Origin of the sequence: Streptosporangium sp. NPDC000239 (assembly GCF_040300765.1) — a bacterium.
Lineage (GTDB): Bacteria > Actinomycetota > Actinomycetes > Streptosporangiales > Streptosporangiaceae > Streptosporangium.
The window spans coordinates 253,552-276,211 of the sequence record NZ_JBEPEI010000007.1 but is presented as its reverse complement, the minus strand read 5'-3'; the positions used below and the strand labels follow the sequence as shown (position 1 = coordinate 276,211).

Here is a 22,660-nt window from a genome sequence, read left to right as displayed (position 1 = left end):
AGATCCAGGCATTTCACGAAGGAGAGGAAAAGGGACTTGGACGAGTACATCGTCGTCGTACCCGTGGACGCGACCGAGATCAACGAGTCGTACCGCAACGTCGTCGGAGGCGCGGGCTACTTCGTCGCCAACAACGTCTACAGCCGCCTGGTCGTCACCGAGGTCGGCGGCGCGGCGTCCTACCCGGACCTGGCCGAGCACTGGGAGTGCCTGGACGGCGGGCGGCGCTGGCGGTTCACGCTCAACCGGCACGCCCGCTGGCACGACGGCCGTCCGGTCACCGCGCACGACGTCGCCTACACCCACCTCACCGCGCTGGCCAACGGCTACCACGCCGCCTCGTTCCTGCACGGCATCGCGGACATCACGGTGCTCGGCGACCACCTGGTCGAGTACGTCCTGCACGAGCCCAACGCCGCGTTCCTCACCCAGCTCGGCAACTTCGCCGCCACCCACGTGCTGCCCAGGCACCTGTACGAGGGCACCGACTGGGCCGACAACCCGCACAACCAGCACCCCGTCGGCTCCGGACCGTTCCGGTTCGCCGAACACGTCCCCGGGGAGCGGATCGTCCTCGAACGGTGGGACGGCTACTGGGGGCCGCCCGCCGGTGTCGACCGGGTCACCCTGCTCATCGAACCCGATCTCGACGAGTGCGTCCGGATGATCGCGGACGGCCGGGCGCACTACGCGCCGCAGGACGTGCTGACGATGAAGCGGCTGCCGCTGGCCGAGGGCGCGGAACACGCCGAGGTGTACCGCGAGCGTGGCCCCGGCATCGCGCTGCTCGGCTTCAACTACCGCCAGGAACGCTGGTCGGACCGCAGGCTGCGGCTGGCGCTCGCCCACGCGGTCGACCGTGAACGGCTGCGCCGCTTCGCCGAACCCGGCTGGTCGGAGCCGTGGGCGAACTTCCTCCCCGGCAGCAGCTTCGCCGTGGCCGAGGACGTGACCGCGGTCGGGCACGACGCCGCCCAGGCCGAGAAACTGCTCGACGAGGCCGGTTACCCGCGTGACGCGGACGGCTGGCGGATGTCGCTGCGGCTGTACTACATGGCCACCTTCGACGGGCACGGCGGCCTGGCGGCCAGCGTCGCCGAGGACCTCGCCGCGGTCGGCATCCGCGTCGAGCACGGCGGCCTCGACTCCGAGACGTGGAGCCGCCAGATCTCCGGAGAGGGAGACTTCGACCTGACGATCAGCGGCGGCAACATGATGCCCGATCCGGACATCACCGCCAGCAGGCTGTCCACCGGCGGGCAGCGCAACCACCTGAAACTGTCGAACCCGGAGGCCGACGCCTGTTACGCCGCGGCCAGGGCGACCGTCGACCGGCGGGAACGGGTCGCGCACTACCGGCGGCTGCAGGAGGTGTGGGCCCGCGACGTCAGCGTGGTCCCGCTCTTCTGGTACTGCATCTACCTGCTGCGCAGCGACGCGTTCTTCGGATGGGCCGACCAGATCGACTTCCGGGTCCCGTTCTGGCACTGGGGCCGCATCCGCAGGATCGCCGGCGGCGAGGACTGACGGACGACGGGCACGGAGACTCTCATGGAGATCCTGGGCTTCGCCCTGAGGCGGCTGCTGGTCGCCGTCCCGGTGCTGCTCGTGTCGACGTTCCTCATCTTCCTCACGGTCGCCGGGTCGGGTGACCCGCTGACCGAGCTGCGGGAGCGTCAACCGCCGGTCCCTCCGGAGACGATCGCCGCCGAGGAGGTACGGCTCGGGCTGAACCACCCCGTGCTGGAGCGGTACTGGCACTGGCTGACCGGGGTCGTGCGAGGCGACTTCGGGCCGTCGGTCAACCGCAACGCCTCCATCGCCGTGGAGATCGGCACACGTCTCGGCGTGACCATGCGCTTCGTGCTCGTCGCGATGCTGGTGGCGGCCGTGCTGGCGATCCTGGTCGGGGTCGTCAGCGCGGTCCGCCAGTACTCCTGGCTGGACCACCTGTTCACCTCGGCCGGGTTCCTGTTTCTCGCGATGCCGTCGTTCTGGCTGGCGATCCTCCTCAAACAGGGAGGCATCCAGTTCAACCGGGCGACCGGTACGGACACCTTCTACATGATCGGTGACAGGTCGGTGCCGCCGCCGCCAACCCTTCTGGCGCAGCTGGCCGACATCGCCGGGCACATGATCCTGCCGACCGTCACCCTGGTGCTGATCCACTTCGCGGCGTGGAGCCGCTTCCAGCGCTCGTCCATGCTCGAAGTCCTCAACAGCGACTACGTCAGGCTGGCCACCGCCAAGGGGCTGCCCCGGCGCACGGTGCTGCGCAAGTACGCGCTGCGCACCGCGCTCACCCCGCTGATCACGGTCATCGCACTGGACTTCACCGCGGTCTTCGCCGGCGCGGTGATCACCGAGACGGTCTTCCAGTGGCGGGGCATGGGCGACTACCTGCTGTCGTCCATCAACGCGCGGGACGTCAACGCCGTCATGGCCTGGCTGCTCGTGGCGGCTCTGGCGGTGATGGTGTTCAACCTGGTGGCCGACATCCTGTACGCCGCCCTCGACCCGAGGATCCGTCATGTCCGCTGACTCCTCACCGGCACCCGTGACCGGCACCGAACCCGGCCGGTGGCGCACCGTCGCCGCCCGTTTCCTGCGGCACCGGCCGGCCGTCGCGGCGCTCGCCGTACTCACGCTCGTGGCGTTGTTCGCCTTCGTCGGGCCGTCGCTGTGGCACTACGGGTACGACCAGATCACCCCGGACAACTCCCGGCCGCCGTCGGCCGCCCACCCGCTGGGCACCGACTCGCTCGGCCACGACCTGCTGGCCCAGGTGATGCGCGGCACCCAGCAGTCGCTGCTCATCGCGCTGAGCGTGGCCCTGGGCGCGGCGCTGATCGGCACCCTGGTCGGCGTCGTCGCCGGGTTCCACCGGGGCCGCGCCGACGCGCTGCTGATGCGGGTCGTCGACCTGTTCCTCACCGTCCCGACGATCGCGGTCGCCGCCGTGCTCGGGCACAACTTCGCCGGGGAGAGCGGCTGGTTCCTCATCGCCGCGGTGCTCGCCGCCCTGATGTGGACCACGGTCGCCCGGGTCGTCCGGGGGGTCGTGCTGGGCCTGCGGGAACGCGAGTTCGTCGCCGCCGCCCGCGCGCTCGGCGCCTCCAACACCCGGATCATGGTCTCGCACATCCTGCCCAACATCGCAGGACCGATCATCGTTTCGGTGACGGTCCTGGTCGCCGGCGCGATCCTCGCCGAGACCGCGCTGTCGTTCATCGGCTTCGGTGTCCAGCCGCCGGACACCTCGCTCGGTCTTCTGGTCGCCAACGCCCAGTCCGCGGTGGGCACCCGGCCCTGGCTGTTCTACTCCCCCGGCGTGGTCATCCTGCTGATCGCCCTGTCGATCAACTTCATCGGGGACGGGCTGCGCGATGCGCTGGACCCGGCGCAGACCAGGGGGCCGCGCAGGCGCCGGTACCTGGCCCGGCCGGTCGAACGCACCGACGTGATCCCCGACGACGTGCTGCTGTCCGTCCGGGACCTGAGAGTGGTCTTCGCCGCCCCCGGGGACGACGTGCCCGCGGTCCGCCACCTCGACCTGGACCTGCGCCGGGGCGAGGTGGTCGGCCTGGTCGGGGAGTCCGGTTCCGGCAAGTCGGTCAGCGCCTCCGCGATCATGGGGCTGCTGCCGTCGGCCGCGACCGTCAGCGGCTCCATCCGCCTGGCCGGTCAGGAGCTCGTCGGGCTGGCCGAGTCCCGGTACCGGCGGCTGCGCGGGCGGCGCGTCGCGATGGTTTTCCAGGACCCGATGTCCTCCCTCAGCCCGGTGCACACGATCGGCGACCAGGTGGCGGAGGCCGTGCGGGTGCACCAGGGGGGTTCCTGGGCCGCCGCCCGCGACCGGGCCGCCGAACTCCTGGACATCGTCGGCGTGCCCGACGCCCGCAACCGGCTGCGCGACTACCCGCACCAGTTCTCCGGCGGGATGCGTCAGCGGGTGGTGATCGCCATGGCCATCGCCAACGACCCGGACCTCATCATCGCCGACGAGCCGACCACCGCGCTGGACGTGACCGTGCAGGCGCAGGTACTCGCGGCGCTGCGGGCCGTACGGGAACGCACCGGGGCGGCGATCCTGCTGATCACCCACGACCTGGGCGTCGTGGCCGAGGTGGCGGACCGGATCGCGGTGATGTACGCGGGCCGCCTGGTGGAGACCGGCACCGCCGCGGACGTCTTCGACCGTCCCGCCATGCCGTACACCCGCGGCCTGCTGGAGTCGGTCCCCCGCCTGGACCGGCCCGCCGAGGAGGAGCTGTGGGCCATCCCCGGCTCTCCGCCGACGATGACCGCGCTGCCGTCCGGATGCGCGTTCGCACCCCGCTGCGCGAGCCGTACCGCCGAGTGCGCCGAGAACGAGCCCGGCCTGCGCCCGGTGTCCGCCGGGCACCTCGCCGCCTGCCTGCACCTGACCGCCGAAAGGACACCACGCCGATGACCTCCCACCCGTACGGCTTTCGCCGGAGCGTGTCATGACCGGTGAGGAACTGCTGACGGTCGAGGACCTGACCAAGCACTACCCGGTACGGCGGGGGCACGTCGTCAGACGGCGGGCCGGGGTGGTCAAGGCCGTCGACGGCGTGTCCTTCGAGCTTCGGGCCGGGGAGACGCTGGGAGTCGTCGGAGAGTCCGGGTGCGGCAAGTCGACGCTCGCGAAGCTGCTCATCCGGCTGGAGCAACCGACCGGCGGGCACATCCGGTACCGGGGCGCCGACATCGCGACGCTGGGCGGACGCGGGCTACGCGACCTGCGCCGCAAGGTGCAGATCGTCTTCCAGGATCCGTACTCGTCACTGGACCCCCGGATGACGGTCGGCCAGATCATCGCGGAGCCGTTCGCGGTGCACCGTGACGCGGCACCCGACGACCGGCGCGGCCGGGTGCGGGAACTGCTGCGGACGGTCGGTCTCAACCCCGAGCACATCGACCGCTACCCGCACCAGTTCTCCGGCGGGCAGCGTCAGCGCATCGGCATCGCCCGCGCGCTCGCGCTCCGCCCCGACGTCCTGGTGTGCGACGAACCGGTCTCCGCACTGGACGTGTCGATCCAGGCCCAGGTCATCAATCTGCTGAGGCAGCTGCAACGCGACTTCGGACTGGCCTACGTCTTCATCGCGCACGACCTGGCCGTGGTGCGGCACATCTCGCACCGCGTCGCGGTCATGTATCTGGGGAGGATCGTGGAGACCGGCACGGCTTCCGAGATCTTCGAACGGCCCGCGCACCCCTACACGCGCGCCCTGCTGTCGGCGGCCCCGGTGCCCGACCCCCACCACCGGGGAGAGAGGATCATCCTGCGCGGTGACCCGCCGAGCCCGATGAACCCGCCGAGCGGTTGCGCGTTCCGCTCCCGCTGCCCGCACGCGGTGGACGCCTGCGCCGAGCGTTTCCCCGAACTCACCGAACGAGGCGCCGGGCACCCGGTGGCCTGCCTCTTCGGCGGCGGCTGAGCCCGCCGGGCCGTACGGGAGACCGGCCCAGCGCGGCTCCGCCTCGAAAGGCCGCGGCGGTATCCGGTCTTTTCGGGGCCCGGCGTCATTCGCCTCCATGCAAGGTAGCCCAAAGTATCCGGTCCGCCACCTTCCGTAAGGATCGAAGGTGGGTGAAGGATTCACCGGGGCCTGCCCTCATGGCCCTCCGCCCACCGTCCACGGGGGCACCGTCGAAGGAGGCCACTGTCATGGAACCCGCCACGCCCGGGTCCGGGAGGAAGACGAGGCGGCCGGTGCCGGTTCAGGAGTGGTTCGCGGCCCTCGGCGACGGTGAGCCGGCGCTGGACGCGGCACGGATGATCGGCTCGCGGGCCACGACGACGATCCGCCACGCCTCCGGCCGACCGTGGCTGCTGGGTCGCTGGAGCCCGGACACCGTCGTGGTGGCGAGCGCGGGGCGGTCACGGGCCGCGATCATCGGCCGCGGCGCGATCGGCCAGGACGAGCTGACCAGGAGGCTCGGCCGGGTGCGGGACGTCGACGACGTCGAGCGGCTGGTGGACGGCGTGGCCGGCAGTTTCCACCTGGTGGCCTCGATCGGCGGCCTGGTGCGGGTGCGGGGCAGCGCCTCGGCGGTCCGGCAGGTCTTCCACACACGTCTGGCCGGTGTCACGGTCGCCTGCAGCCGGGCCGACGTCCTCGCGGCCGCGGCCGGGGCCGGGATCGACGAACGCGTCATGGCCGCGCGGTTGCTGCCGGTGCCGGTGTACCGGCTGTACGAGCTGCCCATATGGCACGGTGTGCACCGCCTTGATCCTGGGGACTGCCTGCTGATCGACGGTGACGGCGGAGTTCGGAGCCGGTGCTGGTGGCGGGTGCCCGAGCCGGTGCTGAGCGCCGAGGAGGGGGCCGTGCTGGTGCGCGAGGCACTGCGCGCCGCCGTCGGCTCCAGCACCGCGACGGGTGGGACCGTCAGCGCGGACCTGTCCGGCGGCCTCGACTCCACCAGCCTGTGTTTCCTGGCCGCCGACGGCCCCGCTCAGCTCGTCACCGCCCATCGCGCCCCCCTGGACGCGGCCAACGACGACAGAGCGTGGGCGGGCAAGGCCGCCGCGGCGCTGCCACCCGCGCGCCACCTCGTCTTCGAACCCGGCCTGCTGCCGCTGTGGTTCGCCGAGGCGGACGGCGCTCCCCCACCGACCGACGAGCCGCACGGATGGGTCCGCGACTGGGCACTCATGCGCGAGGTGGCCGAACGGATGGCGGGCGAAGGATCGCGCCTGCACCTCATCGGGGGCGGTGGTGACGAACTGTTCGCCGCTCGCCCCCACTACCTGCACGACCTGTTCCGGACCCGGCCATGGCAGGCGTTCACGCGGTTGCGCGCCCAGCCCGCCGGAGGCGGACAGCCGTTGTGGCGGCGGCTGGCCCGGCTGGCCGACCGTACCGACTTCCCCACCTGGCTGAACCGCCTCGCCACCGACCTGGCCATCGAGAACCCGGTCACGAGCGTGTCACCCGGGAGAGCCGTCGAGGTGTTCTCCCCCGGCTGGGGGCCGGTCGCGCCGATGCCGTGCTGGACCACCGAGCACGCCCTGCACGCCGTACGCGACCTTCTCCGGCAACTGGCCGCGCAGCGGCCGGAGCCGCTGTCGCCGCTGCGTGGTCAGCACACCACCCTGTACAACGCGCGCCTCGGCGGCGACGGGCTCCGGCAGATCGACCAGGCCGCCACGGCCATAGGCCTGCCGCACGCCGCTCCGATCCTGGACGACGCCGTCATCACCGCCGTGCTGTCGATCCGCACCGACCAGCGCGGCGCCCCGGGCCGCTACAAGCCGGTACTGACCGCGGCGATGCGCTCCGTGGTGCCCGAGCCGCTGCTGAGCCGCTCCACCAAGGGCAATTACGCCGCCGAGTGGTACGCCGGGATGCGCCGTCACGGCGGAGAACTGCTGGAGGTGTTCGGCGACAGCGCGCTGGCCCGGCTTGGCCTGATCGACGCCGCCGTCCTGCGCGACTTCCTGTCGCGTCCGCATCCCCGGCTCGATCCGCTCTATCCCCTCGTACAGACGCTGGGCTGCGAGATCTGGCTGCGCGCCTCGGATCAGGCGGGCCGCCGACCGGCGACAGGGCACGTCGCTTGACATGTCGCCGTGACCGGCCGGCGTTCGCGTTCTCCCTCGGTTTGAGGGTTGCCTCGGGTCGTCCGCTGGCCGGAACGGGTGGCAGGGGACGGAAGTCTCCGGAGTTCGTTCAACGACAGCCTTGATGTCATGAGTGTTTGCGACAGAGAACGAACCCTCGTCGAGGACCTGGGCGGTCACGGCCCCGTAGGGCGTGCCGTACCCGGTGGAACGAGGGTGACGGCGTGACGAACGTGCCGCCCTCGTGGCGGGAACTGCTGGGCCCGGAGCACGCCGGTGCCGCGATCGTGCCGGCCGCGGGGGTGCTCGTCGGCGCGGTCAACATCTACCTGGCCTCAAGCCTGCTGCCGACCGCGGTGGCCGAGATCGGCGGCGCCGGCTTCTACGCGTGGAACATGACGGTCTACCTCGTCGCGATGGTGGTCGCGACGATGCCGGTCAGCCGCCTCCTGACCCGCTGGGGCAACGTCGGTGCCTACCTGCTCGGCTTCACCGTGTTCCTGGTGGGTTCGCTGGCCTGCGCGGTGAGCCCGGCGATGCCGGTGTTGCTGGCCGGTCGCGGTGTTCAGGGACTGGGGGCGGGGCTGCTGTCCGGGCTGGGTTTCGCCGTTGTCCGGTCCACCCTGCCGAGGCGGTTGTGGACGCGCGGCAACGCGCTGATGTCGGCGATGTACGGCGTGGGCAACTTCGTCGGCCCTGCGCTTGGCGGGCTGTTCGCCCAGTTCGGCGGGTGGCGGCCGGCATTCGTGACGATGGCGGCGATCGCGGCGGTGTGCGCCTTGTTCGTGCACCGGGTGCTGCCCGCCGGTGAGCGGGGTGGAGCCGGGGCGCCGGTCCCGGTCGTGTCGTTGCTGCTGGTCACGGCTGCCACCACCGCGGTCAGCGTGGCGGGGGTGTTGTCCGGCCCCCTGGCCATGGCGATCGGTGTCGCGGTCGCGTTGCTGCTGGTGGTCGCGTTCGTCGCTCATGAGCGGCGCGGTGGGCCACGAGTCTTCCCGTGCACCACCTACCGGCCGGGTTCGCCGCTGAAGTGGCTGTATCTGACCCTGGCGCTGCTGGCCTTCGGCGTCGCGGTCGAGTCGTTCCTGCCGCTGTTCGGCCAGCGGCTGGGCGGGCTGGCCCCGGCCGCGGCCGGGTTCTTCGGCGCGGCCATCTCGCTGGGCTGGTCGGCGGCCCAGATCGTCAGCTCCTCGGCGGTCAAGGAACGCACGGTTCTCCGGTCGCGTGTCGCGGGCCCGCTGTTGCTGGCGTCCGGTCTCCTCGTCCAGGGGCTGCTACAGCGGCAGGACTCGCCGGTCTGGCTGGTCCTCGTGTGGGTGCCGGTGTTGTTCGTCGCCGGTGCCGGCATCGGGCTGGCCTATCCGCATCTGTCGGTGGCGGTGATGTCCAGCACCCGGGATCCGGAGGAAGGCGGCCGGGCGGCGGCCGCGATCGCCACGGTGACGAGCCTGTCGATCGCGTTCGGTACGGCGGTCGCCGGAGTCCTGGTCAACCTGGGCGGCGCCTCGGTGCTCGACGCGGCCCGCTACGTGCTGTTCGGGTGCGCGGCCGTCTGCGCGGTCGGCGCCGTCACCGCCCGTACGGCGGCTCGCCTCAGCCGTTCGGCACCGGCCGGTCGGCCCGCTCCGCGACCCGTCCCGCCCACCGATGCGAGCTGAACCGTGGCTCGACCATGTCCGTGTACGACCCGATGGAGACGCCATGCCCGACGACCTGTCCGAGACGCCGATGTTCCCGATGGCCCGTGCGATGGGCTGCCCTTTTGATCCGCCTCCGGAGCTGAGCCGCCGGGGTGAGCTGAGTCCGGTTTCACGCGTGCGGCTCTGGGACGGCAGCGGCGCGTGGATGGTCACCCGCCACGCCGACGTACGCGCGCTGCTCGCCGATCCGCGGGTCAGCGTCGACGTCGCCGAGCCCGGCTTTCCGCACACCAACGCGGTGAGCAAGGCACGCGACGCGCGGATGAAGACGCTGATGCAGATGGACGCGCCGGAGCACATCGTTCACCGGCGTCGGCTGACCGCGGACTTCACGGTCAGGAAGATGGAGGCGCTGCGGCCCACGATTCAGCGGATCGTCGACGGTCTCGTCGATGACCTGCTCGCCGGGCCGAACCCGGCCGACCTGGTGGAGGCGTTCGCCCTTCCGGTTCCCTCGCTGGTGATCTGCGAGTTGCTGGGCGTGCCCTACGCCGACCGTGGCTTCTTCCAGCGGGTGGCCGGTGAGCTCGTCATGGACGAGGGCGACCCGGCCCACGCCCTGGTCGCCAGTGAGGAACTGAACGCCTACCTCGAAAGACTGCTGGAGGAGAAGAACGCGCAGCCGGGCGACGACATGCTCAGCGGGCTTGCCGTCGAGCAGTACCGTACCGGCGCCATGACCCGGCAGGAGATCGCCACACTGGGGCAGCTCCTGCTGGTGGCCGGGCACGACACCACCGCGAACATGATCGCGCTGGGTACGGCGGCGCTGCTGACACATCCGGAGCAGCTGAGCGCGGTCCGCGACGGCGCCGACCACGCCCAGGTGGCGGGCGTCGTCGAGGAACTCCTGCGTTATCTGTCCATCACCCACACCGAGGCCCGTCGTGTCGCCCGCGAGGACCTTGTGATCGGCGGGCGGCTGATTCGCCGGGGCGAGGGCGTCATCGCGGTGAAGAGCACCGCCAACCGCGACCCCGCCGTCTTCGCCGATCCCGACGTGCTCGACGTCCACCGCGACGCCCGCCATCACGTCGCCTTCGGCTACGGCGCCCACCAGTGCCTGGGCCAGTCGCTGGCCCGTGTGGAGCTCCAGGTCGTCTTCGGCACCCTGTTCCGGCGTGTTCCCACGCTGGCGCTGGCCGTACCGCCACAGGAGCTGACTTTCAAACCCGACGCGGTCTTCTACGGAGTCCGCGACCTGCCCGTCACCTGGTGAGGACGGTTCAGGCGCCGTTCCCGCGTCGCCCAAGGGCGTATTCCGGCAGGGGGCGGGCGTTCCTGGCCTGTGCCCGGCGCTCAACGGCGCCGATGACCTTCATCAGCGGCAGGCGGGCGACGACGTCGCGGACGCACCGGCCGCCTTCGGTCCTGGGCACCATGAGGCGGACGTTGGGGCCGATCCGCTGCTTCGCGTCGACCAGTGGGCGGTGGGCCGTGTCGTAGCGGGCGAAGGCGACACGGTGGTCGCCGCCCGACGCGGCGAGTTCCCCGGCGAGGAGGTGGGCCCCGACCAGGGCGAGTTCCGCACCCGCGCCCGAGACGGGAGAGGCACACCAGGCGGCGTCGCCGACGAGGGCGACACGGCCGTCGGACCAGGAGTTCATCCGCACCTGGCCCAGGGCGTCGAAGTAGAAGTCGGGGTCGGCGAGGGCCGCGTCGAGCAGTTCCCTGGTCCGCCAGGACGACTCTCGCCCGAACGCCTCGCTGATCAGGCGCTTGTGTTCGGCGACGTCCCGGTGGTCGTACCGTAGCGGCGCGGAGCGGAACATGAAGTACGCCTTGGCCTGGGGGTGGTTGCCGGATCGGTAGATCCCGGTCATCCTGCCCGGCGTGTTGAACATCGTCACCCAGCGGTTCTCCCCAAGTGAGGCGTCGGTGTCGGCGAAGGCGAAGTAGTGGTGCTTGAACTGGACGAACCGCTCTTCGGGCCCGAAGACGAGCCTGCGGACGTTGGAGTGCATTCCGTCGGCGCCGACGACGAGGTCGAAGCGACGGGCGGGGGCGTGCTCGAAAGTGACCGACACGCCGTCGTCGTCCTGTTCCAGGCCGAGGATGGAGTCACCGAACAGGATCTCCACATCGGTCACCTCGTGCAGCAGGGTCACCAGGTCACCGCGCATGATCTCGATGGAGGCCGGGTCCCTGGTGTCGATCCGGGCGACGGCCCGATCGGCGGCGTCGACGAACTTCATGCCGCGGACGTCAGTGGCGAACTCGTGGATCCGCGACAGGATGCCCATCCGCTCGGCCACCTCGGTGGCGTTGCCGCGCACGTCGACCCCGTTGCCGCCGGAGCGCGGTGCCGGGGCGCGCTCGACCACGGTGGGTCTGAAGCCGTACCGGGCCAGCCAGTGGGCCAGGGTCAGGCCGGCGATGCTCGCACCGGAGATCAGGATGCGTTCGTTCACAGGACTCCTCCGCGCTAGAATAAATGAAATGCATGTTCCATTTATTATGTGGAAGGGGCATTCCATTTGTCAACGCCCGCTGGATCCCGACGCCGAGCCGACGCCGTCCGCAACCGTCAGCTCGCCCTGGACGCCGCCACCGCCCTGATGGCCGAACCCGGCGCGTCCCTCACCGTCGAGGCCATCGCCAAGAAGGCGGACCTGGGGGCGGCGACCGTGGTGCGCGCCTTCGGTGGCAAGGACGCGTTGCTGGACGCCGCCGTGTCACGCCTGCTCGAACCGGTGGTGCGACGCGCCCGTGACCTGCTCGCCGAGACCACGCCCACGCGGGCCCTGCGGGTCTTCCTGCGTGAACTGATCGCCTTCCAGGCGGCGCATCACGCCGTCAACGACCAGTTGGGCGGCCTGGAGTTGCCCGCCACCACGGCACTGCGCGCCGACCTCGTCCGGGCCGTCGAGGAAATGATCGACGGGGCACGCCGTGAGGGTACGGTTCGCACCGACATCGACCCTGTCGTCACCACGACTCTGATCGGCCAGACAGCCCTGGCGGTCGCTCGCACCCGGCCCCCCTCCCAGGACCTCGCCGACGCCTATCTCACCGTCCTGCTGGACGGCCTCCGCCCGCGTTCGGAACGAACCGGGGACTGACGAACCGGGGACTGGCGCGGATCTCTGGATCGCGACGTGCCGCGGCGGACCTGGACGGCGGATATGCCGGCATCGCATCGGAACGAATGGTCGCGTTGGCGGTCCTGGTGGAGCCGGTGTGGTGCGGATGGTCGTTCTGACGCGCCTGAACTGGGGTTTGCGCCGTTCGGGGGGTGTTTATGGCCTGGGTGGGCAACGATCCGACCTTGGTGGGGTTCGGCTGGCAGGCAGGTCCTAGCGTGCGTCCTTGATGAGGGAATCGAGCAGGATCCGTCGGCTGGTCTGGGAGGCGAGGCTGCCGTACGCGTCGTCGAAGGCGTGCTCGGCGAAGGGCAGTTCCTCGGCCTCGACATGGACGCCCTTCTTCCTGAGCGCGTCGCCGAAGCCGGTGACGGTTTCGGGGCGGGGGCCGCGGTCGCGGTCCCCGACCACGAGCAGGGTGCGGGGCAGGCTGGCGCGAATGTCAGAGGTTGGGGACACCTCGCGGTAGCGGTCCGGGTACTGCTGCGGGGTACGGCTTCGGCCAGTTGGGCTCCGGAGGCGTTTTTGAGGAGGAACCCGCTGGAGCAGGCCGCCGAGGCGCAGCGCCGGGTCGTCGAGGACCGCCCGATCGGCAGGGTCCTCCTCGATCCGAGGGCATGGCAGCGGAACCGATCGCAGGCGAGGCACCGCTGCTTCTGGCCTACCAGGTACGACGGGGTTTCTGTCCCGCCGTTCCCCAAGCCCCGTTCAGGGTTGCGGGGCTGTCGTCGTCCGGTCCGGAGGACAGCCCAGGCGGCGGTATCTGCCGGGGGCCATGCCGTACTCGCGTTTGAAGGCGTTGGCGAAGGCGAACTCCGAGCCGTAGCCGACGGCGGGGGCGATCTCGCTCAGCGCGGCGTCGGAGTCACGCAGCATGCGCGCGGCCGTACCCAGCCGCCACCAGGTCAGGTAGGTCAGCGGTGGTTGCCCGACGAACCGGGTGAACCGGCTGGAGAACGCCGCACGGGACAATCCGGCACGACGGCCCAGTGACTCGACCGTCCACGGGTGGGAGGGGTCGCGATGGATGCCGTCGAGCGCGGCACCGACGGCCGGGTCGGCCAGCGCGGCGGCCCAGCTGTCGACCGCGCAGTGCTCCGTCGAGGTGTCGAACCAGGCCCGCAGGATGTACAGCAACAGCATGTCCAGCAGCGCCGACACCACCAGGTCCGCGCCTGGCCGAGGGTTCTCGATCTCCTTGCCCAGCAGCTCGACGGCGGCGCGCAGCTCGGTGTCGCGTCCCAGCCTGGCGGGCAGGTGAATCATCTCGGGCAGCCCGCTGAGCAGCGGGTGCGCCCGGCTGGAGTCCAGCCGGTAGCCACCGCAGAGCGTCACGGTGACGGGCCCGGCGCCCTCGACGGAGGCCGAAGAGAACAGCTCGGTCTCGGCGTAGGGGTCGCAGTCGGGCTCCTCGACGGGGGTCGCGGGCGAGTCGGCCAGCGCGTAGCCGTGCCCGTGGGGGAAGAACAGCACGTCCCCCGTCGCGACCGGGACCGGCTCCCCCTCCGGCGGGATCACCCAGCACGAGCCCCGCAGCACCACCTGGAAGCCCGCCGAGCCGGGCGCAGACGGGAACCGCCGTCCCCACCGGGCCGGCCACTCGACACGCGCCGAACGTGGCACGCCCATGCGCATGAAGGCGACCACGTCGCTCAGCACGTCCATGACATGAGTCTAATGCCGAAGACGATCGCGTATTAAACACAGACAGAGGCGCATTGGCTGTCTCGACTGTGGCTCATATCGTTGACGGCGTGACAAAAGTACTGGTCAGCGGGGCGACCGGCACGATCGGCCGCCCTCTGGTGGACCAACTCGAAGACGCGGGCGCCGACGTCCGCACGGTGACGAGGGAGCTGACCGATCCGGTCGCGTTGGGGGCGGCCCTCGACGGCGTCGACGCGGTGTTCCTGCTGTGGCCGTTCGCCTCGGCGGAGGGCGCCCGCGAGGTGCTGGAACTGATCGGAGCGCGGCGGGTGGTCTACCTGTCCTCGGCCGCCGCGCGCCCGCACGAGGTCGAGATCGAGCGCCTGATCGCCGGGACCGCCCGGGAGTGGACGGTGCTGCGCCCGCACGCCTTCGCGGCCAACGCCCTGCGGTGGGCCGCGCAGGTTCGGGCGGGCGTCGTGCGGCAGCCGTACGGTGATGTGGCCTTCTCTCCCGTCCACGAGCGGGACGTGGCGGCCGTCGCGGTGCGCGCGCTGCTCGGCCGGGGGGCACCACGGCGTGGTCCACACACTGACCGGGCCCCGGCCGCTGACCCAGCGGGAACAGACGCGGGCGATCGGTGACGCGATCGGCCTGCCGGTGCGCTGGGAGGAGGAGCCTCCGGAGGAGGCCAGGCTGCGGTTGCTCGGGCTCGGATGGCCCGCTCCCGCCGTGGACGGCATGCTGCGCGGCCTGGCCGAGCCGGGCCCGGCCACCGACACCGTGGAGAAGGTCACCGGAGTGCCCGCGAGCACCTTCGAGACGTGGGCGAGCGAGCACGCCGCCGACTTCCTCGGCACCATGCGGGCCGCCCGCATCCATGAGTACGGCGACGCCTCGGTGATCTCGCTGGAGGAGGTGCCGGTGCCGAGGCCGGGGCCGGGCGAGGTGCTCGTCAGGGTGGCCGCCACGTCGTTCAACCCGTCGGAGGTCGGCCTGCGAACGGGCCTGCTGCGGGACGTGCTCGATGTCACGCTTCCGCACACGTTCGGCTGGGACGTCGCGGGCACCGTGGTCGTCGGGGCCGGTGACCTCGCCCCCGGCGACCGGGTGATCGGGCTCGTCGGCGGGGCGGCCGCCGAGTACGCGGTCGCGAAGGCGGACGCGCTGGCCAAGGCACCGCGGCGGATTCCGCTGGCGGACGCGGCCGCCGTGCCGGTGGCCGGGCTCACCGCGTGGCAGGCGGTCTTCGAGCACGCCCGCATCGGTCGCGGCAGCCGGGTGCTGATCAACGGGGCGGGCGGCGGCGTCGGGCTGTTCGCCGTGCAGCTGGCCAAGCACGCGGGCGCGTACGTGGTGGCGACCGCCGGTCCGCGCAGCGCCGCCGCCGTGCGGGCGCTGGGCGCCGACGAGGTCGTCGACTACACCACCACTCCCCTGCCGGGCGGTAACGACGTGCTGATCAACCTGGTGGCCGACGTGCCCGCCTCGGTGACGGAGCTGGCCGAGGAGTTCGTCTCGATCACCCGGCCGATCGAGCACCCGCGCGCCGTCCGGTTCGTGGCCCGCAACGACCCGGGCCAGCTGGCCGAACTCGTGGCGCTGATCGACGAGGGCGTGGTGGACGTCACGGTGGACGTTCGCCCGCTGGATTCCCTGGCTGCTCTGCACCACGAAGCAGAGCGCGGCCTTATTCGCGGAAAAATCGTATTGAAGGTGGGTAAATGATCAAGATTGGCATCATCGTCGGCAGCACGCGTCCGGGACGCAACGGCGAGGCCGTGGCCCGCTGGGTCCACGACCACGCGGTCAGACGTGGCGACGCGCACTACGAACTGGTCGACCTGAAGGACTACGACCTGCCCCATCTGGACGAACCTCTCGCCGCGGCCACCGGGGTGTACGAACACCCGCACACCAAGAAGTGGTCCGAGACCGTCGCGAACCTCGACGGCTTCGTCTTCGTGACACCCGAGTACAACCACTCGATCACCGGAGCGCTCAAGACCGCCATCGACTTCCTGTTCGCCGAATGGCACGACAAGGCCGCGGGCGTGGTCGGCTACGGCGTCAGCGGCGGCGTGCGGGCCGCCGAGCACCTGCGGCAGGTGCTCGGTCAGGTCAAGGTGGCCGATGTCCAGGTGGGCGTGGAACTGCTGTTGCACACCGACTTCGAGAACTTCACCACCTTCAAACCCGCCGCGCACCAGGAGGACACCCTGGGCAGGCTGCTCGACCAGGTCGTCTCCTGGAGTACGGCGCTGCGACCGCTCAGGGCGTGACCCCGTCCAACGTCGTACGGCGAATCGGGAGCCGCCTCTTCCGACCTCACCGCTCCCGCCCCGCCGGAACCACGAGCACCTTGTGGCCGGGGGCCCACGCGAGGATCGACGCGTGCGTGGGGGCCGCCTACGCCGGGTCGTGACAGAAGCAGCTCGACATCTCGGGCGTCAGAACCTCGGCTGAGGCTTGGCAGGCCGCTGCCCTGACCCCGCACACGGCAGGAGGCGGCGCGCACCGTGGCCCGCCGCCTCCCTCGTTCACTGCCGTGCCGTCAGCCCACCGTGCAGGTCGAGCCGTTCACGGTGAAGGCGGTCGGCGCCGGGTTGGTGCCGGTATGACTGCCGCTGATCCCAACCGAGACGGACTCGCCGGGAGCCACGGTCTTGTTCCAGGTCAGGTTGTCGGCCGTCACGTTGGCGCCGTTCTGGCCCCAGACGGCGTTCCAGCCGCTGTTCACGTGCTGGCCGGCCGAGAAGGACCAGGCGATGGTCCAGCCGGTGACCGTGTTCAGGCTGGTGTTGGTGTAGGTGATGTCGGCGTTGAAGCCGTTGGACCACTCCGAGGCCAGGTTGTAGGTCACCTTGCAGGCGCCGACGCCCGGATCGGCCGGGGTGGTCAGGCTGACCGTGCCGGACGGGTCCGAGACGTTGCCCGCGTCGTCACGGGCCCGTACGTAGTAGGTGTAGGTGGTGTTCGGGCTGAGGCCGGTGAGCGCCGCGCCGGCGCTGGGGTAGGTGCCGACGGGCTGGCCCGAGCCGGTGAACAGGTCGTAGCCGATGACACCGACGTTGTCGGTGGAGGCGGTCCAGGTGAGCGTGACCGTGCGGGAGGTCAGGTTGCTCGCCACCGGGGTCCCCGGCGTGCTCGGCGGGACATCCTCCACCGGAGTGGTACCGGGCTCGGCGTACAGCAGCCGGTTGGGCGAGCCGTCGCCGATGTTGGTCAGCACGTTCTTGGTGGAACTGCTGATGAGTGCGGCCTTGGTGTCGGCCATCGTCGCCGTCGGGTTGTCCTGGAGGTAGCGGGCGACCCAGCCGGTCACGTGCGGGGCGGCCATGGACGTGCCGGACCAGGAGCCCGAGGCGTTGTCGTCGGTGTTGACCGAGGAGGTGATGGAGACCCCGGGCGCGAACACGTCCACGCAGGTGCCGTAGGAGGAGAACGTCGCCTTCTGGTCGGTGATGTCCGTCGCCCCGACCACGATTCCGCGCGGCGAGCGCGGCGCGTTGGTGCAGGCGTCAGTGTTGTAGTTGTTGGCGATGAACACGGTCTGGACGCCAGAGTCGATCAGACCCTCGGCGGCGTCGTTGGCGGCCGTGCCGTAGCCCTGGAGGCTGAAGTTGGCCACCGAGCGCGCCGGGTGGTTGAGCGCGACCCAGTCCATGGCCGCCACCAGGTCGCTGGTCAGGCCGCTGTTGGAGCAGTTGAGCACGCGCACGGCCACCAGGTTGACCGCCTTGGCCATGCCGTAGGTGGCGCCGCCGACCGTGCCCGCCACGTGCGTGCCGTGACCGTGGCAGTCGTCGGTCCTGCCGTCCTCGACGAAGTTGGCGCCGAAGGACGCCCGCCCGCCGAACTCGGTGTGCGTGGTACGGATGCCGCTGTCCACGATGAACGCCGTGCTGCCCGCACCGGTCGTGGTGTAGGTGAAGCTGTTGTCCAGCGGCAGGTTGTGCTGCTCGACGCGGTCGATACCCCAACTCGGCGGGTTGGGCTGGACCGTCTGGCCACTGATCGCCGAGTCGGGCTCGACGTAGGCCACGGCCGGGTTGGCACGGACCGCGTCGAGGGCGTCGTCGGGCAGGACGGCGGCGAAACCGGCGATGGCCTTGGCGTAGCGGTGGGTGATCTGGCCGCCTTCGACGACCGCGTCACGCTCCAGCGACGCGCGTAACTCCCCGGACAGGGTCGCCGACTCCTTGACGACCACGATGTAGTGGTCTCCTCCGACGGCCGTCGGGCCGGCTACGAGGAGTGGTGCCGGACCCGCCGCCTCCGCTTGGGCGGGAATCGCCGTCGCTGTCAGGGGCAGGGTGAGTGCGGCGCAGGCCAGGGTCAGTCTGCGCTTCCATGCGAGAGGCAAAGGGTTTTTCCTTCCGGAGGGATCTTGCCTCCGTGGACACTAACTGATCTTGAAACCCGGCGAGCAAGGCAGTTGTTGAACGTCCGGCGTCGCCCGCGTGACCACCGAGTCATGCTCGTCTTGGGGTGCCACCGGAATACGGCGGAAACGGGTCGCGTCCGCCGGAGACCGCACGTCAGGGGGCGGAAGCCGAAACCCGGCTTACGACACCTTCGTTAGCGCAGGTCAGGCGGTGCTTCGTTGGAAGTTTCCTCATTGCCACCGGGGCCTCGGCGGCCCGATGACGCGATAGACGGGCAGGTCGTGTTCGGTGCCGATCGCCACCAGTTCGCGGCAGAGGTCGTCGCGTTCGGGCAGGCCGCGGTGGCCGCGGATAAGGATCTGGATGGCCGCCGCCCGCAGGCGAGGTGAGGTGGCGAGGTCGAGCGCCTCGCGGGCCGCCGCCAGGGCGGTGGGGTCGTCCTCGCCGACCAGTTCTTCGGCGTAGGCGGCGAGGAGGTGGCTGCGTGCCTCCGGGGCCAGGCCGGTGCGCTTGAGCAGGCGGCTCAGCCTTGCGCCGCATTCCGAAGGCCGACGGCAGACGGCGTCGTACCGCCTGCCGTGCACGCCTCAGGATGTCGCGGTGCCGCCCAGGAGCTCGCCGACCTGGACGACCGCGAACTCGACCTGACCCTGGCCCTCCTCCCAGTTGGCGATCAGCGTGCAGCCCTCGTCGGCGAGCAGGTCACCGCCCGACCGTTCGGTTCGCAGGTACATCAGCCCCTCCTCGCCCTCGGTGCAGAAGAAGCTCAAGTGGGCGAACAGCTCGGGCGACGTGCGGTCGGCCAGCGCCTCCCGCCACTCCTCGGCAGCCTCCGCCTCAAGGGGAAGGAGGCTTTCAGGGCCCGTGCCGAGCGCGGTGGCGACCCGCATCGCGTCAAAGAGTGTGCCGTCCGAGACCAGCCGCGGGTAGCAGACGGTCCAGGTGCCGCGCAGATCGGACGCGGAGAGGCCGTGTCGCGCCAACACAGGAGCCAGGTCACCACCCAGGACGAGACGGCCGGAGAAACACGCCGCCGCGAGGTCCGTCTCGAACTCCGGCGGAAGTCCCGCCTTGTCGAACTCGAAGACCGACCGGCTTGCGTCGAACTCCAGCAGCGGCTCCTCCAGGTCGAAGACCGGGCAGTCCCAGACAACCGGCTCAGCACCGCGGAGGACGGCCGGGCTCATCCAGATGGAGTCCCGCGTGAAGCCGAGCTCGTTGACGAGGTCGCCGCCGAAGAACGTCGCGTAGACGGCGTCGGCGTCGAAACCCGCCAACGGACGGCCGAGCAGGATCTCAAAGGCACCGGTCAGTTGTTCCGACCACGGACCTAAGACATTCGAGGAGGAGGAACTCATGCCGCGACCATATAGGCCGAACCCGTCATTCTAGACTGAGCCGGGCCGGCCGGAGTCTTGGACGATACGCGTACAGCCCTGGGGACGGACCGTCATCGGGCGTCGCGTATGCCGAGGATGTATGTCGCGGTGAGCGCGACGGCGCGGTCCTCGTCGTGCGACAGATCCGTGAGGGCTCTTGACGCCGTGGTTCCCGGGACGTCCGCGAGCGCCTGGGCCAGCCGCAGGCGTACGGACGGTCCGGCGGCGCTGTGGGTGAGGCGATCGACGAGCCCGGTGGCGATCCGGTCCGCCAGCGCGGGACGGCTCGCCAGCGCCCCCAGGGCGTCGGCCGCGTCGACGTCGTTCGTCCCCTCGACGACGACGTCGATGAGCGCGGGGATCGCGGCGGCCACCCCACGCGCCCCGAGCGCCAGCGCCGCGCGCCTGCGGACCACGCCGTCGGGGCTGGTGAGAGCCTCTCTCAACAGCGTGGTCGCCTTGTCGTTCTGGATCTCGGCGACGGACTGGACGGCACGTTCGCGCACCTCCGCCACCGGCGAGCCGAGGCCCTCCGCCAGCAGCGCCAGACCGTCGTCGCCCGACTGCGCCAGAGCCCAGCGGAGGGCTCCGGCGACGTGGGGGTCCCTTTCGCTCAGCGCCGCCTCGACCAGTGCCTCGACCGGCACCGCGACCTCCTCGACCGAGGACACCGAGGACAGGGCCGCGCGCTGTCGCCTGCCCGCGCTCTTCGAGCCCAGCGCCTGCAGGAGCGCGACGACCTGGAGGACCTCCTCCCAGTCCGCGGGCTCCACGGCGTCGATCTGACGCAGTCGCGTGAGCAGCTCGGTCTCGGCCGCGATGCGTTCCCGCGTCTGGCGGATGAGGTCGTCGACGAGGTCCGAGGGCGTGAAGTCGGGATCGTCGAGCGCGCGCCCGACGTCACGCAACGACAAGCCCAGAGAGCGAAGACTCTCGATGTGGAAGATCCGGCGGACGTCCTCGCTTGAGTACTCCCGGTAGCCGGCGCCGCTACGGCCCGTCGGCCGTACCAGGCCGAGCGAGTCGTAGTGCCTGAGCATGCGGGCGCTGACCCCCGACCGTCGTGCCACATCACCGATCAACACCGCCTGTCACTCCTCCCTGCCGGTCGGGCCGAGGGCTACGACGCGCTTGGCCTCCTCGATCGCGAACTCGAATCCGGTTTCCGGGTCGTTCAACAGCCGTTCCGTGGCGATCGCGTGCGCGCGCACGCGCGGCCTGGGGTCCGTCGCCGCGGCGCGCAGGGCCGGCACGATCGCCTCACCGAGCGCGACCAGCGCCCGGCTGAGGCTCAGCTGCGTCTGGCGTCCGCCACGCCCGAGCTGTGTCGCCAGCACCGCGGCCAACCCGGCCTCCTCCCCTTCGGGCACGAGTATGACCGCCGCCCGCCAGGCGCTTCGCGCCACCTCGTCGTCGGAGTCGGTCAGCAGCGCCTGGGTGATCGCCGGCCATGTCCGCCGATCGCCGATCTTGGACAGCGTGTGCAGCGCCTGGCTCCGTGCCTGCGCGCGCTCGGAGCGGAGTTCCTTGAGCAGCGCCGGGATCGTCACCGATGCCGGGTGGCGGGTAAGTGCCCAGGTCAGCATATCGCGCACGTAGAATTCGGGCTCGATCGCGCATCGCTCGACGAGCCTGCCGACGAACAGCGGGTCGGGGGTCGTGCCGATCGCCATCGCGGCCCGCAGCCGTACGGACTCGCGGCCGTCCTCCAGTCCTCGGAGAACCGCGTCCTGTTCCTGAATGGTCATCGGGACCACCTCCTCGGCAGCAGTGAAGACCTTGTCACCGTGTGAAGGTCAAGCGGGATCCGGAATCCCGTTCGCCCGGCCGTAGGAACCGGTCGCCGGCGCAGGCCTCAGCCGTCGAGGGTGGGCCGCAGGAGACGGCCGAGGCGTTTGCGGGTCTGTATGATCGGGGTCGTCTCCACATGGGTGATGGCGGGCAGGGCCGCCAGGCGCTGGGTGAGGTACCGGAAGGTGTCGTGGGCGTCGGTGCAGATCACCGTGGCGGCCAGGTTGGTCGGCCCGGTGGTGGCGGCGGCGAAGACCACCTCGGGATGGGAGGCCAGAGCCTCTCCGGCGGCGGTCAACTCGGCGGGCGGGACCGAGGCCCACAGTCGCGTCCCCGCGCGATAGCCGAGGTAGGCGACGTCGAACTCGGTGTAGAAGTGGAGCGCCCCCTGGGCCTGGAGGTCGTCCATCCGCCGCCGGACGGTCGACGGTGACCAGCCGGTGGCCGCCGCGAGCTCGGCCAGTCCGGTACGGCCGTCGTAGGCCAGGACGTTCAGCAGGCGAAGGTCGTCGGCGTCGCAGTGGGGAAGGCCGGAGCCGGTCACCGCGTCGGGCCCGGGACCGAGCCGGCCGGCCTCCTGCGGGGTGAGGGCTTTCAGCAGCCGGACGCCTCCGGGCGAGCCGTAGAAGGTGTGCAGCAGCGAGTAGGCGGTGAGGTCCACCACCCGTCCGCCGCGGGGCAGGCGTTCCAGGAGCCGCTCGCCGTCACCGGGCATCCGCGCACGGGTGATGCACTGCACCTCGGTGCCGCCGGAGACGACCTGCACCCAGGCCGTGTCCGGGCGCCGGGCCAGCGCGGAGGCGACCCCGTCCGCCGCTCCCGGGACACAGCGCAACCGCAGCAGCAAACGTCCGTGCGCGTGGAAGTTGGCGGGCGGAACCGCCACGACCCTGAGCAGATCGGCCGACCGCAACCGCCGGTAACGACGTGCCACCGTCTGGTCGGAGACCCCCAGCACCTCGGCGATCCGGCTGAACGGGGCTCGCGGGTCGAGCTGGAGCGCGTGGATCAGCCGCCGGTCCAGCTCGTCCGCAACGTCGATTTCCACCACTGAAAGCTAGTTGATGTCGGATTCGGG

Annotated in this window: 20 protein-coding genes; 11 read left to right on the top strand and 9 right to left on the bottom strand. The window is 71.0% G+C overall.

The window, feature by feature from the left end; all coding sequences use genetic code 11:
• The first annotated feature begins 36 nt into the window (after window positions 1–36).
• The 7 genes from ABT340_RS20375 to ABT340_RS20345 all read left to right on the top strand — a co-directional run bounded on the left by ABT340_RS20375 (window position 37) and on the right by ABT340_RS20345 (window position 10,513).
• Window positions 37–1,527 (top strand): ABC transporter substrate-binding protein, encoded by a 1,491-nt coding sequence (locus ABT340_RS20375; RefSeq protein WP_352012337.1) that lies wholly within the window; start codon window positions 37–39, stop codon window positions 1,525–1,527.
• 24 nt (window positions 1,528–1,551) lie between these two features.
• Window positions 1,552–2,541, top strand: coding sequence for an ABC transporter permease (locus ABT340_RS20370; protein WP_352012336.1), 990 nt, complete (start codon window positions 1,552–1,554; stop codon window positions 2,539–2,541).
• Window positions 2,531–4,453, top strand: a complete 1,923-nt coding sequence (locus ABT340_RS20365; RefSeq protein ID WP_352012335.1) for a dipeptide/oligopeptide/nickel ABC transporter permease/ATP-binding protein — start codon at window positions 2,531–2,533, stop codon at window positions 4,451–4,453. The genes ABT340_RS20370 and ABT340_RS20365 overlap by 11 nt, the downstream gene beginning before the upstream one ends.
• A gap of 34 nt (window positions 4,454–4,487) precedes the next feature.
• Entirely contained in the window at window positions 4,488–5,465 is a 978-nt protein-coding gene (locus ABT340_RS20360) for an ABC transporter ATP-binding protein (RefSeq protein WP_352012334.1), read from the top strand.
• A 230-nt stretch (window positions 5,466–5,695) separates the two neighbouring features.
• Window positions 5,696–7,594 carry an asparagine synthase-related protein gene (locus ABT340_RS20355; RefSeq protein ID WP_352012333.1) on the top strand — a complete coding sequence of 633 codons (1,899 nt, stop codon included), beginning with the start codon at window positions 5,696–5,698 and terminating at the stop codon, window positions 7,592–7,594.
• Window positions 7,595–7,818: 224 nt separating this feature from the next.
• Window positions 7,819–9,252, top strand: coding sequence for an MFS transporter (locus ABT340_RS20350; protein ID WP_352012332.1), 1,434 nt, complete (start codon window positions 7,819–7,821; stop codon window positions 9,250–9,252).
• 43 nt (window positions 9,253–9,295) lie between these two features.
• Window positions 9,296–10,513 (top strand): cytochrome P450, encoded by a 1,218-nt coding sequence (locus ABT340_RS20345; protein ID WP_352012331.1) that lies wholly within the window; start codon window positions 9,296–9,298, stop codon window positions 10,511–10,513.
• 7 nt (window positions 10,514–10,520) lie between these two features.
• Here ABT340_RS20345 and ABT340_RS20340 read toward each other — a convergent pair whose 3' ends face one another.
• Complete coding sequence (locus ABT340_RS20340) at window positions 10,521–11,705, bottom strand: FAD-dependent monooxygenase (RefSeq protein WP_352012330.1); 1,185 nt, start codon at window positions 11,703–11,705, stop codon at window positions 10,521–10,523.
• A 66-nt stretch (window positions 11,706–11,771) separates the two neighbouring features.
• On the opposite strand from ABT340_RS20340, the gene ABT340_RS20335 reads away from it, so the two are divergent.
• A complete protein-coding gene (locus tag ABT340_RS20335) occupies window positions 11,772–12,356 on the top strand; it encodes a TetR/AcrR family transcriptional regulator (RefSeq protein WP_352012329.1) in 585 nt (194 codons plus the stop codon).
• A gap of 234 nt (window positions 12,357–12,590) precedes the next feature.
• Here the strand turns inward: ABT340_RS20335 and ABT340_RS20330 are convergent, their stop codons facing one another.
• Window positions 12,591–13,025, bottom strand: coding sequence for a prolyl oligopeptidase family serine peptidase (locus ABT340_RS20330; RefSeq protein WP_352012328.1), 435 nt, complete (start codon window positions 13,023–13,025; stop codon window positions 12,591–12,593).
• Window positions 13,026–13,085: 60 nt separating this feature from the next.
• Window positions 13,086–14,042, bottom strand: a complete 957-nt coding sequence (locus ABT340_RS20325; protein ID WP_352012327.1) for an AraC family transcriptional regulator — start codon at window positions 14,040–14,042, stop codon at window positions 13,086–13,088.
• An 89-nt stretch (window positions 14,043–14,131) separates the two neighbouring features.
• Between ABT340_RS20325 and ABT340_RS20320 the strand changes: the two genes are divergently transcribed.
• Genes ABT340_RS20320 through ABT340_RS20310 form a run of 3 tightly spaced genes read left to right on the top strand, consistent with a single transcriptional unit; the run spans window position 14,132 to window position 16,306 of the window.
• Window positions 14,132–14,668 (top strand): SDR family oxidoreductase, encoded by a 537-nt coding sequence (locus tag ABT340_RS20320; RefSeq protein WP_352012326.1) that lies wholly within the window; start codon window positions 14,132–14,134, stop codon window positions 14,666–14,668.
• Entirely contained in the window at window positions 14,604–15,752 is a 1,149-nt protein-coding gene (locus ABT340_RS20315) for an alcohol dehydrogenase catalytic domain-containing protein (RefSeq protein ID WP_352012325.1), read from the top strand. The genes ABT340_RS20320 and ABT340_RS20315 overlap by 65 nt, the downstream gene beginning before the upstream one ends.
• Entirely contained in the window at window positions 15,749–16,306 is a 558-nt protein-coding gene (locus ABT340_RS20310) for an NADPH-dependent FMN reductase (protein WP_352012324.1), read from the top strand. Before ABT340_RS20315 ends, ABT340_RS20310 begins: the two co-directional genes overlap by 4 nt.
• A gap of 272 nt (window positions 16,307–16,578) precedes the next feature.
• On the opposite strand, the gene ABT340_RS20305 is transcribed toward ABT340_RS20310, so the two are convergent.
• From ABT340_RS20305 to ABT340_RS20280, 6 genes are all read right to left on the bottom strand, one after another.
• Window positions 16,579–18,390 carry a cellulose binding domain-containing protein gene (locus tag ABT340_RS20305; RefSeq protein ID WP_352012323.1) on the bottom strand — a complete coding sequence of 604 codons (1,812 nt, stop codon included), beginning with the start codon at window positions 18,388–18,390 and terminating at the stop codon, window positions 16,579–16,581.
• A 252-nt stretch (window positions 18,391–18,642) separates the two neighbouring features.
• A complete protein-coding gene (locus ABT340_RS20300; RefSeq protein ID WP_352012322.1) occupies window positions 18,643–18,996 on the bottom strand; it encodes a hypothetical protein in 354 nt (117 codons plus the stop codon).
• A gap of 3 nt (window positions 18,997–18,999) precedes the next feature.
• Complete coding sequence (locus tag ABT340_RS20295; protein ID WP_352012321.1) at window positions 19,000–19,770, bottom strand: hypothetical protein; 771 nt, start codon at window positions 19,768–19,770, stop codon at window positions 19,000–19,002.
• Between the two features lie 92 nt (window positions 19,771–19,862).
• Window positions 19,863–20,876: a HEAT repeat domain-containing protein gene (locus tag ABT340_RS20290; RefSeq protein WP_352012320.1), complete on the bottom strand. Its 1,014-nt coding sequence runs from the start codon at window positions 20,874–20,876 to the stop codon at window positions 19,863–19,865.
• Between the two features lie 6 nt (window positions 20,877–20,882).
• On the bottom strand, window positions 20,883–21,539 hold the full coding sequence (locus ABT340_RS20285) for a HEAT repeat domain-containing protein (RefSeq protein WP_352012319.1): 657 nt from the start codon (window positions 21,537–21,539) through the stop codon (window positions 20,883–20,885).
• Window positions 21,540–21,646: 107 nt separating this feature from the next.
• The gene (locus tag ABT340_RS20280; RefSeq protein WP_352012318.1) at window positions 21,647–22,630 is read right to left on the bottom strand and encodes an Lrp/AsnC family transcriptional regulator; all 984 of its coding nucleotides are present in this window, start codon (window positions 22,628–22,630) and stop codon (window positions 21,647–21,649) included.
• Window positions 22,631–22,660: the final 30 nt, after the last annotated feature.